The sequence below is a fragment of the Pseudomonas sp. P4_B4 genome (genome assembly GCF_056402255.1).
Window position 1 is genome coordinate 1 of sequence record NZ_JBFUHS010000057.1, and the last position, 19,265, is coordinate 19,265.

Consider the following 19,265-nt stretch of genomic DNA (forward strand, 5'->3'; position numbering starts at 1 on the left):
TCGAGATACTCACAAAACACCGAAGCTATCACATACCCAATTTGCTGAAGCGAGACCAACCGGTCACGACTCAGTACCCGAATTTCTTGACGACCATAGAGCGTTGGAACCACCTGATCCCATCCCGAACTCAGCAGTGAAACGATGCATCGCCGATGGTAGTGTGGGGTTTCCCCATGTGAGAGTAGGTCATCGTCAAGATTAAATTCCGAAACCCCAATTGCGAAAGCAGTTGGGGTTTTGTTTTTGGCGTAGAAAAAGCACGATCAATCAAGCACAAATTGGCGCAGTTATTTTTGTCCCGGGACACTAGAATAGGTCCAACTTTTTCAGAGTCAGAGCGCTTATGCCGGATTCGGTTGACGCCAAAGAGCTGTCAGAATTACCACTAGAAAATCTGGTTGCCTGCCATGAGTGCGACTTGCTCATGCGTAAACCCGAGCTCGCCCATGGCGAAAAAGCCCTGTGCCCGCGCTGTGGCTACGAGCTTTATGCCAATCGCTACAACGTCGTACAGCGCAGTCTCGCTCTGGTCATCGCCGCCTTGTTGTTGTTTATTCCGGCGAACTTTTTACCCATCATGCAGCTCAATCTACTCGGGCAATCGTCGCAAGACACTGTCTGGAGCGGTGTTGTCGCCCTTTTTGACACAGGCATGCAAAGTGTTTCAGTGGTGGTGTTCCTGTGCAGCATAGGAATTCCGCTACTCAAGCTGCTGTGCCAACTGGCCGTATTGTTGAGTATCCGTTTTGATGTCGGACGCAGCTACGGCTTGTTGCTCTATCGCATTTATCACCATATACGCGAATGGGGGATGCTCGAGGTTTACTTCATGGGCGTACTGGTGGCGATCGTAAAACTGGCAGATATGGCAACCATCACCGTAGGCCTCGGCCTGGTGTGCTTCATTGGTTTGTTGCTGATCCAAGTCTGGCTGGAGGTCGTAATGTCGCCTCACCAGATCTGGCAAGCGTTATCAGGAGAGGATGCCCATGCGGGCGATTGATGCAGGCATTCTGATTTGCAAGGAATGTCATGAATTGAACAGGCAGGAAGCTGATACCGATGAGCAAGTCTGTACACGCTGCGGAGCGCTGGTGCATGCCCGTAGCCCGAATAGCCTGGTGCGCACCTGGGCATTGCTGATTACCGCCGCCATTCTTTACATACCGGCCAATTTGTTGCCAATCATGACCGTGAACTCTTTGGGCAAAGGTGCGCCCAGCACGATCATGGCGGGTGTCATCGAGTTGGTGCACTACGGCATGTTTCCCATTGCGGCCGTGGTGTTTATCGCCAGTATCCTGGTGCCCACCTTCAAGCTGGTGGGCATTGGTTTGTTGCTGTTTTCCGTGCAGCGCCGTCAGCCCCTTTCGGCTCGCCAGCGCATCTGGATGTACCGTTTCATTGAATTCATCGGCCGCTGGTCGATGCTCGATATCTTTGTGATCGCCATCCTCGTGGCGGTCGTGAATTTTGGGCGGCTTGCCAGCATCGAAGCCAATCCTGGCGCCATCGCTTTCGCCACGGTGGTGATTCTGACGATGCTTGCCGCAGTAACTTTTGATCCCCGACTGATTTGGGATAACACGGAGTCGGACGACGACCATGACTGATTTGCCTGTAGCGAAAACCCGACCGGCTTCGAACTGGTCTGCCATCTGGGTGTTGCCCCTCATCGCCTTGATCATCGGCGGCTGGCTCGGCTGGCGTGCCTATAACGAGACCGGCATCGAGATTCAGGTGCGTTTTGAGAGTGGCGAAGGCATTCAGGCCAACAAGACGGAAGTCGTCTACAAGGGCATGTCGGTCGGCAAGGTCAAACGCCTCAAGCTCGATGACGAAGGCAGTTCCAAAGGCGTGATCGCCAGCATCGAAATGAACAAGGACGTAGAGCAATACCTGCGAACCAGTACGCGTTTCTGGCTGGTCAAGCCGAGCGTGACGTTGGCAGGGATTACCGGTCTTGAGACGCTGGTTTCAGGTAACTATGTTGCCATCAGCCCGGGGGAAGGCGAGCCGGTCCGTAAGTTCAAGGCTTTGGCCCAGGAGCCGCCGCTTTCCGATGCCCAGCCCGGTCTGCACTTGACCATCAAGGCTGATCGCCTGGGCTCGCTGAACCGTGGCAGTCCGGTGTTCTACAAACAGATTAAAGTGGGCCAGATCAAAAGCTATGTGTTGTCCGAGGACCAGAGCACCGTCGAGCTCAAGGTCTTCATTGAGCCGACTTACGCCAAACTGGTGCGCAAGCACACACGTTTCTGGAACGCCAGCGGCATCAGCATCGATGCCAATCTGTCGGGTGTGAAGGTTCGTAGTGAATCCTTGGCCAGCATCGTCGCCGGTGGTATTGCGTTCGCTACACCTGAAAACCGCAAGGACAGCCCGCCTACCGACCCAAGCCTGCCGTTCAGACTCTATGAAGACTTCGATGCAGCGGCGGCCGGTATCCGGGTCAAGGTCAAGCTCAGCGACTTCGAAGGCTTGCAGGCCGGTCGTACGCCGGTGATGTACAAAGGCATTCAGGTCGGCAATCTCAAGGCGCTGAAGGTCGATCCTGACCTGTCCGGGGCCACCGCCGAATTGACGATGGACCCATTGGCCGAGGATTACCTGGTCGAAGGCACCCAGTTCTGGGTGGTCAAACCGTCGATTTCCCTGGCGGGGATTACCGGTCTCGAGGCGTTGGTCAAAGGCAACTACATCGCTGTGCGGCCTGGCGACAAGGGTTCGGCGCCACAACGGGAGTTTGCGGCACGGGCCAAGGCACCGCCGCTGGATCTACGTGCACCTGGCCTGCATTTGGTGTTGTTCACGGAAAATCTCGGCTCGCTGGAAGTCGGCAGCCCGGTTCTCTACAAGCAGGTTAAAGTCGGCTCCGTACAGAGCTATCAGTTCTCACGCACCAAGAAACAACTGATCATTGGCGTGCACATCGAGAAGGAATACGAAGGCCTGGTCAACGCCTCGACGCGCTTCTGGAACGCCAGTGGCATCACCCTCACGGGCGGGCTGACCGGCGGGGTCCAGGTTAAAAGCGAGTCGTTGCAGAGTTTGATGGCCGGCGGCATTGCCTTCGAGACCCCGCAAGACAAAGCCCCGTTGCAGAAGCGTATTCCACGTTTCCGTCTGTTCGCGAACCATGAAGATGCTACGCAGAAAGGCGAAGTCATTACGCTCAAGCTCGATCGCGCTGATGGCTTGCGTACCGGCACTCCGATTCGTTTCAAGGGGCTGGATGTCGGCAAGGTGGAGGATGTTGATCTCAGCGAGGACCTGCAATCGGTGCTGCTGACCGCGCGGATTACCGAAGTGCCGGAGCGTATCGCCCGGGTCGGCAGTCAGTTTTGGGTGGTCAAGCCTGAGCTGGGCCTGATCAAGACGTCCAACCTCGAAACCCTGGTGACCGGGCAATACATCGAGGTGCAACCGGCACCGAAGAACCTGGGACCGCAGAAGAACTTTGTCGCTTTGGCCGTCGCGCCCGAAACTGCCAAGCAGGAAGCGGGATTGAGTCTGGTGCTGAGCGCAGCCCGTCGCGGTTCGCTGAAGGCCGGCGTGCCAGTGACGTATCGCGAAATCACCGTGGGCAAGGTGACCGGTTATGAGCTGGGCGAGACCGCTGATCGCGTACTGATCCATATCCTGATCGAACCGAAGTACGCGCCACTGGTACGCAGCGGTACACGGTTCTGGAACGCCAGCGGTTTCGACTTCGATGTCGGTCTGTTCAAAGGTGCAACGGTGCGCACTGAATCCCTGGAGACGATGATTCAGGGCGGTGTCGCCTTTGCCACGCCGGATGGGGAGCGCATGGGCAGCCCGGCGCGACCGGAGCAGACGTTTGCGCTGTTCGACAAGTTTGAAGAGGAATGGCTGGGTTGGGCGCCGAAGATTTCGCTGGGTAAATAGTCTGAGGGTTATGTGGCGTCAGTGATGACGCCTTCCCGGTGCAAGCCCGCTCCCACAGGGGACTGGGTTGTTCCTGAAGAAATGCAATCAAATGTGGGAGCGGGCTTGCCCGCGAAGAGGCCCTGAAGTTCATTGCAAAGCTAAATGACACACCTATGAAAAAGGCCGCGATCCATTGGACCGCGGCCTTTTTATTGCCTTCGATTCAAGCCTCAGACCGCATCCAGCTCCGGTTCATCCGCTTCTTCGTTGACCGTCGCCTTCACCTGATCGTGACGACGGATGTACTTCCAGTCTGCCTCATCGATGTAGATGCCGGCCGGGCCGCTGCCGCCTTCCAGGTCGATGGCGACACTGGCGCAGACCTGCGGCTTCACGCTCGCCAGGATCGGCACGAAACCCAGTTGCAGGCTGGTTTCCAGCAAGGCGGCCTGGTTCTTCTCATCGATGTCCGCCGCCTCGTCGAGGTAGTACGGCAGACGCACGCGACCAGCCTGGTCACGGTCCATCAAGTGCAGCAACAAGTACATGTTGGTCAGCGCCTTGATGGTCATGGTGGTGCCGTTGGAAGCGGCGCCATCGATGTCGGTGTGGATCACCGGTTGACCGTTGACCTTGGTGATTTCGAACGCGAGCTCGAACAAGTCCTTGAGGCCGAGCTGGTTGTGGTTGGCCGCCACCAGCCGCGCCAGGTATTCCTTGGCCTCTTCGTTCTTGTTGTCCTGCTCGGCGCTCTGGCTCAGGTCGAAGACCGACAGGGTTTCGCCTTCTTCGTACTGACCCGCGCTGTGGATGATCTGGTCGATGTGCTTGAGCGCTTCCTTGTTCGGGGCGAGCACGATGCGGAAGCTTTGCAGGTTGGAGACCTGACGCTTGTTGATCTCGCGGTTGAACAGCGCCAGTTGGTGTTCGAGGCTGTCGTAGTCGCTGCGGATGTTGCGCAGGGTGCGGGCGATGTCCGTCACGGCGGCACGGCGAGCCTTGCCCAGGGTCAGGGCTTCGTCGGTGCGGTGCGCATAGGCGTTGATCAGCAGTTGCAGGCGACGCTCCATATCGTCTTCGCTGTCGAATTTGGCCACGCCCTTGAGGCGCACCTGAGCGTACAGCGCTTCGATCTGGCCGTCGGCCCGCAGCAAGCCTTGCCAGCTGTCCTGATAGTCGTTGAGCAGCGGCAGCAGATTGTCCATGGAATCGTCGATCGGGTCCATGAACGGTGTGCCGAACGGCAGGTCTGCCGGCAACAACTGGCGACGGCGCAGAGCGTCGTCGAGGGTGCGTTGCTTGGCTTCCATGTCGCCGATCTGGCGGCCGACCAGTTGCAGCTTGGCCGACAGTTGCTGGACGCGCTCGGTGAAGGCATCGCTGGAACGCTTCAATTCGTCCTGTGCGGCCTCCATCTGCGCCAGTTGTTCCAGCTTGTCGCCTTCCTCGGCGCTCAGGGTTTGCGCGCGACGGAAATCTTCCAGGGCTTTCTGCGCATCCAGCACTTGCTGGTACAGCACTTCGGTCTGGGTCTTGCTCGCGGCGCGGTCGGCGGCCACGGCCTGCTGGGTCTTCAGTTGCTTGAGTTCTTTGTCCAGGCGTTCCTTCTGGTCGCGCAGGGCCGCGCGGTCAGCCAGGGCCTGCAATGCCGGCGGCTCGATGTGGGAGATGTCTATGGACAGGCCCGGCACTTCGAAGCGTTCGCCTTTGAAGCCGTCGAGGATCAGCTCCACGGATTTCACCCAGTCGCCGTTTTCGTCGAGGGTGATGCCGTGTTCGCCTAGCGGCAGGCTGAACAGCGCGCTGTTGAACAGGCGCATCAGGCGTTCGACGTCTTGCTGCGAGAATTCTTCGCGCAGTCGGGCATAGCTGTTGTTGTCGGCGTGATCGAGTTGCTGCTTGACCGACTTCAGACGTTTTTCCAGGTCGCGCAGGCGCTCGTCGAGGTCTTCGGCGCTGAACTGGCGCGATTGTGCCAGCGCACCGGCCAGTTCGTCGTGGGCGTCCTTGGCGGCCAGCAGTTGCTGCTCCAGCACCTTGACGTCATCGATCAGGGCAAAGTGATGCTTGAGCACCGACAATTCGCCGAGCCAGCGCTGGATGCCGGTGATTTCCCGCTCCAGGCGCATCAGTTCCTGAGTGCCACCACGCTGGTCGTTTTGCAGGGCATCCTGCTCGTTGCGGTAGTGCTCGGCCTGAATGGTCAGCTCTTCCTTGCGCGCACTGGCGTAGTCCGACCAGGTGCCCAGCAGCGAATCGAGCAGGGGCGAGATCCGGTGCAGCTTGCCGCGCAGGATGTCGCGTTGCTTCACGCCGTTGGCCAGGGCTTCGACCAACGGGCCGGCGGCGACCAGCGAGTTGTAGTCCTGCTCCATGCGTCGTACATCGCGGAACGCTTCTTCGCACGCAGCGATGTAGTCGACGCTGCCGGAACGCAGGCTGTGTTCGAAGGCATCGAGGAACAGCTGCTTGAGCTTGGCCGCGGTGATTTCGCGCATGTGCAGCAGGTTGATGAACAGCGCGCGGAAGGTCTTCAGGCTCTGCTCGCTGGTGGAGCGCAGCGGAATCAGGGTCAGGTCCAGCGGAATCGAGGTGTGGCCACCGACCAGCAAACGGCGCAGTTCGTCCGGCTTGAGTTCGTAGGCTTTCAGGCCTCCGCGCTCAAGGTTGGTGAACAGTTCTTTCTGGCGCAGGCAGGTGTCGTTTTTCTGGTAGTGGGCCAGGTCCAGTTTGCCGGCATAGGCAAAGAACTGGTGACCGAAGCCGCCGCCCGGGCCGCGGCCGACCACGCCGATCACGTGGGGGCCGTGGGGCAGGTTCACTTCGACCAGGATGTAACTGGTGTCCGAGGCGAAGTAGAAACGCCGGGACTGCTCCAGGCTGTACTTGCCGAAGCTCATGTCCGACATGCGCGCCAGGATCGGGAACTGCAGGGCATTGATCGAGGCGGATTTACCGAGGTTGTTGGCGCCGTACACCGACAGCGGCTCTTCCAGCGGGAACAGGCCGAGGCTGTAGCCGGCGGTGTTCAAAAGGGCAAAGCGGCGGATGCCGTAACGTTCCTTGCTCATGCGTCGAGCTCCTGTTCTTCGGCGATGGCGCGGGCCAGGGCGTCTTCTTCGCTTTCATCTTCAAATTCTGCAAGGTCGAGCGGGTCATCGGTCTGCAGCAGTTTTTCGTCGCTGTCTTCGTCGATCAGCACCGGCACCGGCAACGGCAGGACGCTGTGCAGGCTGGCGGCCAGATCGCGGTCCTGCTGCACCGACAGGCACACATCGAGGAAGCGGTGCATCGGCGGCAGGAAACGGTAGATGCCGTTTTCTTCGCTGGCGAAACCGAGCTGGGTCATGCGCCGCATGATCTTTTCTTCGAGCTCGTCCTGGGTCTGCACTTCGGCCTGGATGAACAGGTCGCGGTACTTTTCCAGCAACGACGGCAGCTCATCGCGGCCGAGGCTGCCGCCATCGAGCACGGAGATCGGGTCGCGGCCCTGGTCGGCCAGGTGCTCGACGAGGATGAAGGTGAACAGCGCAAGACGCTGGGCAGTCTTGTTCACCGCCGCCGCCGCGAGGTCCGGCACGAAGTAGTAGAAGCCGCGGGTGTCGCAGACCAGTTCAAAGCCCAAGGCCTTGAACAGCGTGCGGTACTGGTCCTGGAAGTTCGACAACTGTGCGTACAGCTCCGGATCGCGGCGGCTGACGTGATAACCCTTGAACAGCTCGCGAAAGATCGGCGCCAGCTGGGACAGTTCGGATAGATCAAGATGCATAGGGAGTGCTCGCAGAATCCTCGGCGGCGGTGTCGCTGACCGAGAGCAGGGCGAAGGAGCGCAGGCTGACCTGATGCTCGTGTGTGTAGTAGTCGCGACGTTCCAGACGCTCGCGCGTGAAGCGTTTTTCCCGCGACAGGCGCGAGAACCAGTACAGCAATTCGTCGGTGGCGCCGTCCGGTTCTTGCTCCAGCAGCCAGGTCATCAGGTCCGGCATCGGCAGGGCGTCTTCGCAGCGTTCGAGCATTTCCCGAACGGTGCGTGGCGCCCGTGGTGCTTCGCCTTTCTGGGTCTTGTGCGCCTTGGGGAAGCGCGTCGGTTTCGGTTCGAAGCGGGCCAACGCATAAACGTAGGCTTCGACCTGACTGGCACTGCCGAGGAAGGTGCTCTGCGGACGAGTGAGCATCGGCATCGCCGCTTGTGGCACGGCGTCGATGCCCTTGCGACGGATCATCGACAAGGCCAATGCCGCGCCACGGGTCACGGCGTTGTGCCGGCGCGCTTCTTCACGCAGCGGCAGCAGCAGCTCGCGGGCGTGACGCAGGGTCAGTTGGGCGCTGGTCTGCATTTCGAGGATGCGCGCATGGGTGCGCAGCAGCATGTCGTCGTCGACCAGGTGACCGAGGCGCTGCTGTTCGCTGAGCATCTTCAGCAGGACGGTTTCGACCTTGCGCACGCCTTGTTCGAAGGCGCCGTCGGCGTTCACCAGATCAATCATCGGCTCGACGTATTCGTCCCAGGTCGCCAGCACTTCAGCGTAACGCTGGCGCAACGGAATCTGCCGGTCGCTGGTTTTCGCCCGTTCGGCGACGGCCACCAGTGCCTGTTCGTCGTTATCGAGTTTTTTCAGCACGTCCCGCACGCGCATGTCGAGCAGGCGCAACTGGCGCGCAAGGTCATTGCCGTCGCGGATATCGAACGCGTCCTGGATATAACCGGCCAGACGCTCGAGGTGGCGCAGGTAGGCTTCGATTTCCAGGCACAGGCCCAGGCGGTGTTCACGGCGCAGATAGGCGAGGAAGTCGTGAATCTGCGCATTGAGCTCGAAACGGTTCGGGCTTTTGGCCACGGGAACCAGGATGTCGAGGCGAATCCACACGTCCAGCAGGCTGGTGATGTCCTGCGGCGTACTGTCGAGTTGCTGGGCGGCCAGTTGCGTGCGCAGTTCGTTCAGGCTCAGTGTGCCTTGGTCGAAGTGCTCGCACAGAGGCTCCAGAAGTGCCCAGTGTTCAGCGAGGGCGCGCAAGACGCGCTTGGGTTCGATCATCGGAATGGCCGGCTGGTTGGCGATTAAAAGCCGCGATTGTACTGCATCGGGGACAATGCGATTCACTCTCGGGACGGGCTGTCGCCATTTTTCATAGGTGGAAAGACTATCGGTGAAGTCTATCGATCAACAGCGCGGGCGATCTTGAGCGAACGGCGGTAGAATCAGCGCACTTTAGTTATCCACAAGTGGCCGACCTTTGCTTATCGAGTCCCGTCGTCGCGCTTATCTGGCCGCCATGCAGGTGGTCAACTGGCTACCGCGCACCGAATTGCCCTTTGCCGCGCCGTCGCGGCCCGAGCTGCTGGCGATCCCTGAGCCGCTTGTCGTCGTGCCTGTTGCGCCGGCTCCGGTGGCTGAAACGCCCGTGGCGCCTGTGGTCAAGCCGGCCGAGCGGGCGAAGATCGAGGTGCCGCGACCATCGCTGGCGAGCACCCGCACCGGTGCCAAACCGGTGGAAGAGGCCGAAGAGGCGCCCGTGGTGGCCAAGGCACCGGTCGTGCCGCCGCCGCGTTTCGCTCTGCAATTGCTGCGGGCCGGGCGTTGCCTGCTGCTGGTGGAGTTACCCACAGGTGAATCCTTCCAGACTCGCGATCCTGCTTACATGCTGCTCAAAGACATGCTGCGCGCCGCCGGTCTGCCGGACAGCCCGCAGATTGTCGGTGAGCCGGTGCGTTGGCCGCTGCTGGTGCGTGGCACGATGGACCAGGGCCCGGAAGCGGCCCGCGACTTCGTGCAAGGTTTTCTCTCGGTGCGCATGGAAGAAACGCCCTGCGCCTGCTTGTGGCTGATCGGCCTGCCTGCGGTGCGATTTGCCGGCGAGGCGGATGCCGAGGCGTTCAATCGCGAATTACAGATCGAAGGCCTGGGCTCGGCCTGGGCGGTGCCGGGCCTGGAATTATTAATGGAAGAGCCACAGCGTAAGGCTGATGTCTGGCAAGCCATGCGTCGGCTGATGGCGCGCTGGAAAGAATCGAATGAGTGACGCTGTATCGTTTCGCCCGATGACCGAGGCGGACCTGGAAACTGTACTGAAAATCGAATACGCGGCCTACAGCCATCCCTGGACCCGCGGGATTTTCCTCGATGGCCTGGGCAAGTATCAGATCTGGCTGATGTTCGAAGGTCAGCAGCAGGTCGGCCACGGTGTGGTGCAGATCATCCTCGACGAGGCGCACCTGCTGAACATTACGGTCAAGCCGGCAAACCAGGGCCGTGGCCTGGGGCTGACATTGCTTGAGCATTTGATGTCGATTGCCTACAAGGCCGACGCCCGGGAGTGTTTCCTGGAAGTGCGCGACAGCAATACCGCTGCGTTCAAGCTGTATGAGCGATATGGTTTCAACGAAATCGGCCGGCGTCGGGATTACTACCCGGCGGTGGGCGGGCGCGAAGATGCGGTGGTCATGGCCTGCACTTTGGTGGATTGAGCCACAGGATCAACGTTTTTTGTCGAGAGGATCGCGCAGCGCCAGTTCAGCCTCATCCAGGCCATTGCCACCGCCAATATCGTCCTCATCGACAATGCTCAGGTCCCAATCCGCACGGCTATCATTGCCCGCCTCATGGGCATCCCGGGCGCCGTCTTCACGGATCAGGGTTTCCGGGCTCAGGTCGTCGTCGGTAGGTTGATGGTCACTGGTCGAGGCATCAGTCAGGCCCGCTTCACGTCGGCGGCGGCGCGGCATCAGTTGCTCGCGCTCCTTTTCCGGCAGTTCGTCACCGATTCTGGCGCTGGGTTCTTCGGCGTCGAAATCCAGCTCACGCACCGAGCCCATGCGGTCTTCGTTGTCATCGACGGGTTCCGGTTGCACCGCATCGTACGGACGTCGTGAATCATTCATGGTAATTCCTCATACTGTAGGCCTTACTACGGTTGACCCACGTGGCAACCGATAATTCCACCGGCATGGAGCCCCGTGTTCCGGATCAGGAGAGCATCTGCATTTCGCGCGTGACCCCGACGGACGGTTGTCAGTCAAAGCTGCGCATCATTCTTGAGGCTTCAAAGCATGAACGAATTACAAGATCTGATTGATAACAACGAGCGTTGGGCCGCTGCGATCAAGGAGGAAGATCCTGACTTCTTCGCCAAGCTGGCTCGCCAACAGACTCCTGAGTTCCTGTGGATCGGTTGTTCCGACGCCCGGGTGCCGGCCAACGAGATCGTCGGCATGCTGCCGGGCGATCTGTTCGTACACCGTAATGTGGCCAACGTCGTGCTGCACACCGACCTCAACTGCCTGTCGGTGATTCAGTACGCGGTCGATGTACTCAAGGTCAAACACATTCTCGTCACCGGCCATTATGGCTGCGGCGGTGTGCGTGCTTCGATGCAGGATCGCCAGTTCGGCCTGATCGACGGCTGGCTGCGTTCGATTCGCGATCTCTATTATGAAAAGCGCGAAGAGCTGGCCAAATACGCCACCGAAGAGGAGCGTGTCGACCGCCTCTGCGAACTCAACGTGATCCAGCAGGTGGCCAATGTCGGGCACACCAGCATTGTGCAAAACGCCTGGCACCGTGGGCAGAGCCTGTCGGTCCACGGCTGCATCTACGGCATCAAGGATGGCCGCTGGAAGAGCCTGAATGCGACCATCAGCGGTTTCGAGCAACTGCCGCCGCAGTACCGCCTGCGTCCGTTCGAACCTCTGTGAAACCCTTCAATACAGACTTCGCCGACGCCACTGTTGCAAAAACAGCTGGCCGTCGGCGTTCGGCTCTTCATCGTAGCCGGTAATCCAGCCACGGCACTCGTATGAGCCGCACTGGCAGGCGAACTGGCGTTGCAGTTTGTCTTCGGTGGCAGCGAAGTCCATGGTCAGCCAGTCCCCCTTGCTGATGTCCTTCAGCGCCCATAACCACAACTCGCTCAAGTCGAGAAAGACATTGGGGTCGCAGGAGTGTCGCAACAGTCCGCAGAAGCGCGGGTCGTAGACGTGCACACCCGGGGCGAGCTGGCGGGTATGCCGGCAGCGATAGGGCAGCAAATGCCCCGACGCCCGGCAGATACGAGTGATTCGCGGGAATTCGCGCCGCGCGGCAATAGCCGTGGCCTCACCCTTGGCGTTTTCAATGATTTCGAAGTCGGCCAGGGAAGGAAATCCCAGGCGAACGGGCAGCTCCGAAAAGGGGTAAACACCTTGCGGCGGTTGTGGGTGTTTTCGTTGAGGGGCGTGAGCTTTCATAACGATCCCTGTCTGCTGGGTGCTGCGACTTCCTTGCGCCGACGGTCCTGTCAGCACAGCAGCACATGGGTTCAGCCCAAGCCTCCCGCAGATACTACGGGCGGTCTACTGTCATAAGTGACAGGTTGGCAGCCGTTCATCGGGTTACAACGGCGGAGCAGGTTTCGCCGTGGCTGGCGCTGGGGTCTTGAGCTGTTTGAGCTGGGACACGATCGAAGCTGTCGCGCATTTGCCCGCGGCCTGTTGGGGCGACAAGTTGCGGACCGAGGTGTAGAACAGCTCGCAGGTTTTTTCTTTCCGGGCCACTTGCCAGGTTTGCCTGCAGGTATTGAGCTCAACGTCCGGATTGCTGTCCGGTTGGCGGCCCATGGTGGCCTGCCAGCACGCAGCACTCAAATCTTGGCCCATGACTTTCAGGCCTGCCGCATCGGCCTTGGCCTGGGCGTCACTGCCGGTATAGCTTGCCGGATCGGCGGCATACCAAATATAGCTCGGGTGGTTGGAGCCCAATACGGGGACTTTCACGCCGTTGTCCGGGGTGATCTGGACCAGGCTCAACACGTTCACCGTCTGCCCGTATTGCTCTTTGATCCAGTTACGCACCGGTGTACCGAAGGCGACCATCGGCAGGGCTGCGCCGCTGGCGTTCAGGCTGACCTCCTTGACCATGGTGGTCTGGTAATCCTTGAAGTAGCCGTAGACGCCTTCGAGGTCCTTGCCCGCGTTGGACGGCGCGGCAATCGGGGCGATGTCGATGATCGTCTGGTAGCCCGGCGTCTGCTCGGCCGGGATGCCATTGGCGGTGAGCAGCGTGGCCCAACGATCCGTGGTGGCGGACCTCAGGTAATCCTGGGCCTGGGTCAGCGAATAGTCGGGCGGGAAGTGCAGCAGCTCGACACTTTTGCGGTTCTCCAGGGCCATGCCCAGTGGCAGGAACAGGTACCAGCTATACACCCACTTGCCGTCGGCATTCAGTTTGTTGGCGCCGCTATAGGCCAGGTCGCCGGCATTGAGCAGCGCTGCCAAAGGTTTTTCATACCCGTCGGGCACGCCGATGATTTCTGCGTGGAGCTGACCATTGTCGGTTTTGACCAGAACCTTCGCGTCGCCGTAGCCATCGCGCTGCACGCTCTGGGTCAGGTAATGCTCGACGGTTTGCTCAAGCGTCCAGTTGCGAAAGCAGATCACGTTACAGTTGTTGGGGTAGGCGAAGAGGCGGGTAACGCGTTCGGTAGTGCCTAGCTTCAAATTGACATCGGCGTGGGCGGTGGTGCTCAGGGTGAGGGCTGCGAGGGTGAGTGCCGCGAGTTTGAACATGCTCAGATCCTTTTCAGCGTATTAAGACCAGCAGTTACTGAAACAGACGGGGCGGAACAAAAAGGGCCGATATCAATACCGGCCCTTTTTTATGGTTACGACATAACCGGCGGCAAATACGCCAGCGTCGTCCCCAGTGCCCATAACAACACTAGCACCAGTGGCGTGTGCACCAGCAACTGTACGAACGAGAAGCCGATCAGGTCCCGCGCCTTCAACCCCAGCACGCCCAGCAACGGTAGCATGTAGAACGGGTTGATCAGGTTCGGCAAGGCTTCGGCGGCGTTGTAGATCTGTACGGCCCAGCCCAGGTGATAGTTCAGGTCATTGGCCACCTGCATCACGTACGGCGCTTCGATGATCCACTTGCCGCCACCGGACGGAATGAAGAAACCGAGGATTGCCGAGTACACGCCCATCAGCAGGGCATAGGTGTCGTGGGAGGCAATGCTGACGAAAAAGGTCGAGATGTGGTGCGCCAGGGTCTGCGCATCGGCGCCCTTGACGGTGGTCATCAGTGCGGCGATCGAGCCGTACAGCGGGAACTGGATCAACACGCCGGTGGTGGTTGGCACCGCACGGGCCACGGCGTCAAGAAAGCTGCGTGGGCGCCAGTGCAGCAGGGCGCCGAGCATGATGAACAGGAAGTTGTAGGTGTTCAGCCCGGAAATCGCACTGATCGCCGGTTTGGTCGAGAACTCGTGGAACAGCCAGCCACCGGCCAGCAGCACCAGCAGGATCATCAGCAGCGGGCTGTATTCCAGCCATTCGCCGGGACGGGTGCGCGGTTGCAGCGGCGGCAGGTTGAAACTCGGATCGACGCCGCAGGCCTTGGCATCACGCGCCGAGTTCGGACCAGGGGCGGTGGCGTAGGCAATGATCAGCGAGATGACGATCAAGGCCAGCAACATCACGCCGGACTGCCAGAGAAAGATCGTCTGAGTGAATGGAATCAGCCCGGTGATCGACAGAATCGACGGCGGCAGGCTCGCCGGGTTGGCTTGCAATTGTGCTGCGGACGACGAAAGGCCCAAGGCCCACACCGCACCAAGCCCCAGATAGGCAGCAGCACCAGCGGCGCGGTAGTCCATCTTCAGATCGGTACGACGGGCAAGGGCGCGCACCAGCAAACCACCGAATACCAGGGACAGGCCCCAGTTCAGCAACGACGCGACCATCGAAATCAACGCGACCCAGGCCACGGCGGAGCGGCCGTTTTTCGGCAGTTTGGCCAGACGGTCTATCAGCTTCACCGCTGGCGGCGAACTGGCGACCACATAACCGCCGATCACCACGAAGGCCATCTGCATGGTGAAGGGGATCAGGCTCCAGAAGCCGTCACCGAAAGCCATCGCGGCATCGGTGGGTTTGGCGCCCATCGCCAGGGTGGCCAGGGCCACGATAATCACCGCCAGGGCAGCAAACACCCAGGAGTCGGGAAACCAGCGTTCGGCAAAACTTGAGCAGCGCAGGGCAAAGCGGGCGGAGCGGCTATCTTCGATATCAGCGGCCACGGGGGTACCTCGGATTTTTTATGTTTGTTGTGGTCTTCGGGGCAGTAACCGCCCGTCTGGACAGACGCCAACATTAATTCAAGCCGAGGAATTTTGCGGGGCTGTTTTGTGGCTATGGGACTTTGGTCTAACGGGTTGTCCGTCGGTGCATTTGCGTAGACCATGGGCGCCTTGGTTTTTGCCTGTGCCAGAGTTCTTTTCATGACTGCCAACACCGATTCGCGCCTGACGCCGTTCAACCGCTCGGACTACAAGACCCTCGGGCTCGCCGCCCTCGGTGGGGCGCTGGAAATCTACGATTTCATCATCTTCGTGTTTTTCGCCCTGACCCTCAGCCAGTTGTTCTTCCCGCCGGAAATGCCCGAGTGGCTGCGCCTGCTGCAAAGTTTCGGGATCTTCGTCACCGGTTACCTGGCGCGACCGCTGGGCGGCATCCTGATGGCGCACTTCGCCGACCGTCTGGGGCGCAAGAAAGTCTTCAGCCTGAGCATCCTGATGATGGCGTTGCCCTGCCTGCTGATCGGGATCATGCCGATCTACGCGCAAATTGGCTATTTCGCACCCTTACTGCTGTTGGCCCTGCGCATCCTCCAGGGCGCGGCGGTGGGCGGTGAGGTACCCAGTGCCTGGGTATTCGTCGCCGAGCACGCACCCATCGCCCATCGCGGTTATGCCCTGGGTTTCTTGCAGGCGGGGCTGACCTTCGGTTATTTGATCGGCGCATTGACCGCAACCTTCCTGGCGCAGGCGTTCACTCCGGCGGAAATCCTCGATTACGCCTGGCGTTACCCGTTCCTGCTGGGCGGCGTGTTTGGCGTGATTGGCGTCTGGCTGCGTCGCTGGCTCAGCGAAACCCCGGTGTTCATGGCCATGCAGGCGCAACGCGAGGCGGCCGGCGAACTGCCGCTGCGCACGGTCTTGCGCGAGCATCGCCTGGCCATTTTGCCGGCGATGATTCTCACCTGTGTGTTGACCTCGGCGGTGGTGGTGTTCGTGGTCATCACCCCGACCATGATGCAGAAAACCTTTGGCATGACCGCCAGCCATACCTTCGCCTTGAGCGCACTGGGCATCGTGTTCTTGAACATCGGCTGCGTGCTCGCCGGGCTGCTGGTCGACCGCATTGGCGCCTGGCGCACGGTGATGCTCTATAGCCTGCTGCTGCCGCTGGGCATCGGCGTGCTGTATGCCTGCCTGATCATGGGCGGCGACTGGATCGGCCTGGCCTACGCGGTGGCAGGGCTGTGCTGCGGGGTGGTCGGCGCGGTGCCATCGGTGATGGTCAGCCTGTTCCCGCCGCGGATTCGCGTCTCGGGTATCTCGTTCACCTACAACATTGCCTACGCCGCGTGGGCGAGTGTCACACCGCTGTTGTTGATCGGCCTGATGCCGTGGAGTCCATGGATCTGCGTGATGTTCAGTGCGGTGATGGGCGCGGTGGGCGTGGGCAGTGCGGCGTACTTCGGTGCGCGGATGCCGAGAATCGCAGGCTGTTCTGCTGCTGGTGCGCATTGATTGTGCGCGTCGTAACTATTTTTACAGGGCAAGCCTGAAACACGCTTAAGTAAATGTTTCCAAGGCCGATGGTTAGGCTGCATATCGCTTTCTACCCCTGTCCATCGGTGCTTTCCCATGTTCAATAAACGCTTGAAGCAGGAGCTGTCAGCTCTTCGTGAAGAACTCTCGAGCCTCCAGCAAGTGAAGGAAAGTCTGGAAAGCGAGATGCTGGTGCTGACCCTCGACAGCGATGGACGGGTTCAGTCGGTCAGTCAGAACTTCCTTGGCGAAATGCATTACAAGAGCGGCGATCTGATTGGCCGACATATTGACGACTTCGTCCCGGACCACGTGAAATCCGATGAATTCCAGCAGCGTTTCAAGAACGCGCTGACCCGTGGCGAGCACTTCGCCGGCGCGGTGCGCCTGTTGCGCGGTACGGGCCAGGAAGCGTGGTTGCGTTCGATCCTGCAACCGGTGCGCTCGGCGGATGGGCGGATCAGGCATTTTTCGATTTTCTCCAGCGACCTGACCCGCACCATCGAAGCCTCCCGCGAACACGAGAACCTGATCGGCGCGCTGGTGCGCTCCACGGCGGTGATCGAATTCGACCTCAATGGCAACGTGCTGGCCGCCAACGACCGCTTCCTCAGTGGCATGGGTTACAGCCTGGCGCAGATCAAGGGCAAGCATCACCGCACCTTCTGCCTGCCGGAGGAGTACAACAGTGCCGAGTACCAGGACTTCTGGCGTCGCCTGAACGCGGGCGAATACGTGGCCAACCGTTTTAAACGAGTCGACAGCCATGGTCGTACAGTCTGGCTAGAGGCGTCCTACAACCCGGTGGTCGATGCCAACAATAATCTCTACAAAGTGGTGAAATTCGCCACGGTGATTACCGATCAGGTCAATCAGGAACAAGCCGTCGCCGAGGCTGCCAACATTGCCTACAGCACCTCGCAGCAAACCGACCAAAGCGCCCAGCGCGGTAACGCCGTGGTGACCCAGGCCGTGGACGTGATGCGCGACCTGGCCAAGCATATGCAAACCGCTGGCGATGGCATCGAAGCCCTGAACGAGCAGTCGCTGGTGATCGGTACCATTGTCAAAACCATCAGCGGCATTGCCGAACAGACCAACCTGCTGGCGCTCAACGCGGCCATCGAAGCAGCGCGTGCCGGCGAGCAGGGGCGGGGGTTCGCCGTGGTGGCGGATGAGGTTCGGCAACTGGCTTCGCGCACCAGCCAGGCCACCGACGAAATCGTCCTCGTGGTGCGGCAGAACCAGGACATGGCGCGTAACGCCGTGGCCCTGATGACCGACGGCAAGCTTCAGGCCGAACAGGGCCTGGCACTGGCGGCGGAAGCGGGTACGGTGATTGTCGAGATCCAGGACGGCGCGCAGAAAGTGGTCAATGCGGTGGGGCAGTTTGCCAATCAGTTGTCCAACTAGTGTCTAATCGTTAAGAGATCGCAGCAGCAACTCCTACAGGATGTACGCCAATCCAATGTAGGAGCTGCCGCAGACTGCGATCTTTTGATCTTTTGATTTCTATTCGGGCGGATCAATCCGATACAGCGCCCGGTTCACCGCCAGTTCCCCCAGCATGATGACTTGGGCAATCCCCAGCAGGGTATTGCGACTCGTCCCCTCCGTACGATCCGCCAGATCCATGGTCATGACGTTTGCCGAGGCCAGCGACTCGCAGGCATGGGCTAGCAGGGTTTCGATGTCGAGCTCCGAATTGACGAAAAACATCGTGCACAGTTTGCGTGGAGTGGCGCGGATGTCGGCGGCTGAGGGGATGCGGTCGGGAGAAGTTGAGTCGGAATCTATTGATGGGGATGTCGGATCAGTGTCCGGCGGATTCGGTGTGACCTTGAACATGGGAATTTTCTCCAGTAAGGGCCACAACCATCTCGCGACTAAACGGAAGGGTGGTGGCCGTGCGCAAGTTAGTCGACCGGTAAAGTTTCCCAAAACCCGGCGCGCCCGAAGACGCCATGCGCACAGCCACCATCAAGTGCAGGCGGATGCCTGACTGGATGACACTGGTACAACCGAGGAAAACTAGCCGGGCGACTAAACCCGATCACTGACAATCAGTGACGCGGAGCAAGTTACCGAGCGCCCCCAAAGCGCACAAGCCGGCGGATTCTGGGGTAACTGTAGGCAACGACGCAAGGCGCTGTGGCTTTCACGAAGTAACCTTGAGGCCTTTTAAACAAGCAGGGTTTGCGCTCTGGAGTAGCGTTCGACCCGAACGGTTTAACCCTGTCAAAAAGCAGCCGCGGCACTGGGCGCCGACAAGATGGCGAACGATCCTACAGGCTAGGGGCGTCAACACTCGGACGCATCCTACGAGTGCGCCGGAAGCATCCTATATCAACCTTTTTTTCCTTCCTGAAAGCTGTCGAGCGCTTGAACGGGGATGGAAATGAAGCCTCCCCCAATGTCCCAGGGAGGTCCGTACTTGAACACCATTCTGCCCGTCTTCTTCGACCACAGCCGCCACAAACTGCAGGTCGACGGACTCGACACCCACCTCGACGTCCTCACCTTCGAGGGTCATGAGTACCTCAGCCAACCCTACCTCTACCGCATCGAATTCACCGCCAGCGACCTCGACATCGGCGCGGAAAAATTCATCGGCCAGTACGCCGAATTCAACCTGTTCGCCGACCCCTCGACCCTGCGCGTGGCCTCTTGGGAAGTACCCAAACCGCCCAAGCCCCTGCGCACCGTCTATGGCCGCATCACCGCCTGCCAGCGCCTGTCCGGCTCAATCGACGAAGCCCGCTACGAAGTCACCCTGCAAC

The 19,265-nt window shown here is 60.0% G+C and carries 15 protein-coding genes, 1 rRNA gene and 3 pseudogenes; 11 read left to right on the plus strand and 8 right to left on the minus strand.

Translation table 11 applies throughout. The annotated features are described in order from the left end of the window. Positions 1 to 85 precede the first annotated feature (85 nt). From rrf to AC1DVE_RS30245, 4 genes are all read left to right on the plus strand, one after another. Positions 86 to 201: ribosomal RNA gene (gene rrf / locus AC1DVE_RS30230) — 5S ribosomal RNA — on the plus strand. Positions 202 to 346: 145 nt separating this feature from the next. Next, entirely contained in the window at positions 347 to 1,006 is a 660-nt protein-coding gene (locus AC1DVE_RS30235; protein WP_223533840.1) for a paraquat-inducible protein A, read from the plus strand. Further along, entirely contained in the window at positions 993 to 1,616 is a 624-nt protein-coding gene (locus AC1DVE_RS30240) for a paraquat-inducible protein A (RefSeq protein ID WP_150728041.1), read from the plus strand. The genes AC1DVE_RS30235 and AC1DVE_RS30240 overlap by 14 nt, the downstream gene beginning before the upstream one ends. Further along, entirely contained in the window at positions 1,609 to 3,912 is a 2,304-nt protein-coding gene (locus AC1DVE_RS30245) for a PqiB family protein (RefSeq protein WP_223533841.1), read from the plus strand. The genes AC1DVE_RS30240 and AC1DVE_RS30245 overlap by 8 nt, the downstream gene beginning before the upstream one ends. 212 nt (positions 3,913 to 4,124) lie before the next feature. Here the strand turns inward: AC1DVE_RS30245 and mksF are convergent, their stop codons facing one another. The 3 genes from mksF to mksB are packed head-to-tail and all read right to left on the minus strand — an operon-like array spanning position 4,125 to position 8,930. Further along, the gene (gene mksF, locus AC1DVE_RS30250; RefSeq protein ID WP_223533842.1) at positions 4,125 to 6,965 is read right to left on the minus strand and encodes an Mks condensin complex protein MksF; all 2,841 of its coding nucleotides are present in this window, start codon (positions 6,963 to 6,965) and stop codon (positions 4,125 to 4,127) included. After that, complete coding sequence (mksE, locus tag AC1DVE_RS30255) at positions 6,962 to 7,663, minus strand: Mks condensin complex protein MksE (RefSeq protein ID WP_007997015.1); 702 nt, start codon at positions 7,661 to 7,663, stop codon at positions 6,962 to 6,964. Before mksE ends, mksF begins: the two co-directional genes overlap by 4 nt. Next, a complete protein-coding gene (gene mksB, locus AC1DVE_RS30260; RefSeq protein WP_223533843.1) occupies positions 7,653 to 8,930 on the minus strand; it encodes an Mks condensin complex protein MksB in 1,278 nt (425 codons plus the stop codon). Before mksB ends, mksE begins: the two co-directional genes overlap by 11 nt. A gap of 238 nt (positions 8,931 to 9,168) precedes the next feature. Here mksB and AC1DVE_RS30265 point away from each other — a divergent pair, with 238 nt between their 5' ends. Both AC1DVE_RS30265 and rimI read left to right on the plus strand, forming a co-directional pair. Next, positions 9,169 to 9,915, plus strand: coding sequence for an energy transducer TonB (locus AC1DVE_RS30265; RefSeq protein ID WP_223454774.1), 747 nt, complete (start codon positions 9,169 to 9,171; stop codon positions 9,913 to 9,915). Next, positions 9,908 to 10,360, plus strand: coding sequence for a ribosomal protein S18-alanine N-acetyltransferase (gene rimI, locus AC1DVE_RS30270; protein WP_223454671.1), 453 nt, complete (start codon positions 9,908 to 9,910; stop codon positions 10,358 to 10,360). The genes AC1DVE_RS30265 and rimI overlap by 8 nt, the downstream gene beginning before the upstream one ends. Before the next feature lie 9 nt (positions 10,361 to 10,369). On the opposite strand, the gene AC1DVE_RS30275 is transcribed toward rimI, so the two are convergent. Continuing rightward, complete coding sequence (locus AC1DVE_RS30275; RefSeq protein ID WP_223454673.1) at positions 10,370 to 10,774, minus strand: serine kinase/phosphatase; 405 nt, start codon at positions 10,772 to 10,774, stop codon at positions 10,370 to 10,372. A gap of 168 nt (positions 10,775 to 10,942) precedes the next feature. Between AC1DVE_RS30275 and can the strand changes: the two genes are divergently transcribed. Continuing rightward, a complete protein-coding gene (gene can, locus AC1DVE_RS30280; RefSeq protein WP_150728035.1) occupies positions 10,943 to 11,587 on the plus strand; it encodes a carbonate dehydratase in 645 nt (214 codons plus the stop codon). 6 nt (positions 11,588 to 11,593) lie between these two features. Here can and AC1DVE_RS30285 read toward each other — a convergent pair whose 3' ends face one another. The 3 genes from AC1DVE_RS30285 to AC1DVE_RS30295 form a co-directional block, all read right to left on the minus strand. Then, entirely contained in the window at positions 11,594 to 12,118 is a 525-nt protein-coding gene (locus AC1DVE_RS30285) for an SET domain-containing protein (protein WP_223454674.1), read from the minus strand. 144 nt (positions 12,119 to 12,262) lie between these two features. Beyond that, entirely contained in the window at positions 12,263 to 13,435 is a 1,173-nt protein-coding gene (locus AC1DVE_RS30290) for a hypothetical protein (RefSeq protein WP_223454676.1), read from the minus strand. Between the two features lie 95 nt (positions 13,436 to 13,530). Next, positions 13,531 to 14,949 (minus strand): short-chain fatty acid transporter, encoded by a 1,419-nt coding sequence (locus tag AC1DVE_RS30295; RefSeq protein WP_223454678.1) that lies wholly within the window; start codon positions 14,947 to 14,949, stop codon positions 13,531 to 13,533. Between the two features lie 201 nt (positions 14,950 to 15,150). Here AC1DVE_RS30295 and AC1DVE_RS30300 point away from each other — a divergent pair, with 201 nt between their 5' ends. The 3 genes and pseudogenes from AC1DVE_RS30300 to AC1DVE_RS30310 form a co-directional block, all read left to right on the plus strand. Next, positions 15,151 to 16,464: an MFS transporter gene (locus AC1DVE_RS30300; protein ID WP_223454680.1), complete on the plus strand. Its 1,314-nt coding sequence runs from the start codon at positions 15,151 to 15,153 to the stop codon at positions 16,462 to 16,464. A gap of 207 nt (positions 16,465 to 16,671) precedes the next feature. Further along, positions 16,672 to 17,310 (plus strand): annotated as a pseudogene (locus AC1DVE_RS30305) (PAS domain-containing protein); the annotation flags it as partial. A gap of 150 nt (positions 17,311 to 17,460) precedes the next feature. Continuing rightward, positions 17,461 to 17,898, plus strand: a pseudogene (locus AC1DVE_RS30310) (methyl-accepting chemotaxis protein); the annotation flags it as partial. A 99-nt stretch (positions 17,899 to 17,997) separates the two neighbouring features. Here the strand turns inward: AC1DVE_RS30310 and AC1DVE_RS30315 are convergent. After that, positions 17,998 to 18,333 (minus strand): DUF6124 family protein, encoded by a 336-nt coding sequence (locus AC1DVE_RS30315; RefSeq protein WP_223454681.1) that lies wholly within the window; start codon positions 18,331 to 18,333, stop codon positions 17,998 to 18,000. Between the two features lie 586 nt (positions 18,334 to 18,919). On the opposite strand from AC1DVE_RS30315, the pseudogene AC1DVE_RS30320 reads away from it, so the two are divergent. After that, positions 18,920 to 19,265: pseudogene (locus AC1DVE_RS30320) on the plus strand (type VI secretion system tip protein VgrG); the annotation flags it as partial.

Bases quoted from the DNA above. Each gene is read 5' to 3' on its own strand.
- AC1DVE_RS30235 (WP_223533840.1), top strand. From the start codon at position 347: ATGCCGGATTCGGTTGACGCCAAAGAGCTGTCAGAATTACCACTAGAA.
- AC1DVE_RS30240 (WP_150728041.1), top strand. From the start codon at position 993: ATGCGGGCGATTGATGCAGGCATTCTGATTTGCAAGGAATGTCATGAA.
- AC1DVE_RS30245 (WP_223533841.1), top strand. From the start codon at position 1,609: ATGACTGATTTGCCTGTAGCGAAAACCCGACCGGCTTCGAACTGGTCT.
- mksF (WP_223533842.1), bottom strand. From the start codon at position 6,965: ATGAGCAAGGAACGTTACGGCATCCGCCGCTTTGCCCTTTTGAACACC.
- mksE (WP_007997015.1), bottom strand. From the start codon at position 7,663: ATGCATCTTGATCTATCCGAACTGTCCCAGCTGGCGCCGATCTTTCGC.
- mksB (WP_223533843.1), bottom strand. From the start codon at position 8,930: ATGATCGAACCCAAGCGCGTCTTGCGCGCCCTCGCTGAACACTGGGCA.
- AC1DVE_RS30265 (WP_223454774.1), top strand. From the start codon at position 9,169: ATGCAGGTGGTCAACTGGCTACCGCGCACCGAATTGCCCTTTGCCGCG.
- rimI (WP_223454671.1), top strand. From the start codon at position 9,908: ATGAGTGACGCTGTATCGTTTCGCCCGATGACCGAGGCGGACCTGGAA.
- AC1DVE_RS30275 (WP_223454673.1), bottom strand. From the start codon at position 10,774: ATGAATGATTCACGACGTCCGTACGATGCGGTGCAACCGGAACCCGTC.
- can (WP_150728035.1), top strand. From the start codon at position 10,943: ATGAACGAATTACAAGATCTGATTGATAACAACGAGCGTTGGGCCGCT.
- AC1DVE_RS30285 (WP_223454674.1), bottom strand. From the start codon at position 12,118: ATGAAAGCTCACGCCCCTCAACGAAAACACCCACAACCGCCGCAAGGT.
- AC1DVE_RS30290 (WP_223454676.1), bottom strand. From the start codon at position 13,435: ATGTTCAAACTCGCGGCACTCACCCTCGCAGCCCTCACCCTGAGCACC.
- AC1DVE_RS30300 (WP_223454680.1), top strand. From the start codon at position 15,151: ATGACTGCCAACACCGATTCGCGCCTGACGCCGTTCAACCGCTCGGAC.
- AC1DVE_RS30315 (WP_223454681.1), bottom strand. From the start codon at position 18,333: ATGTTCAAGGTCACACCGAATCCGCCGGACACTGATCCGACATCCCCA.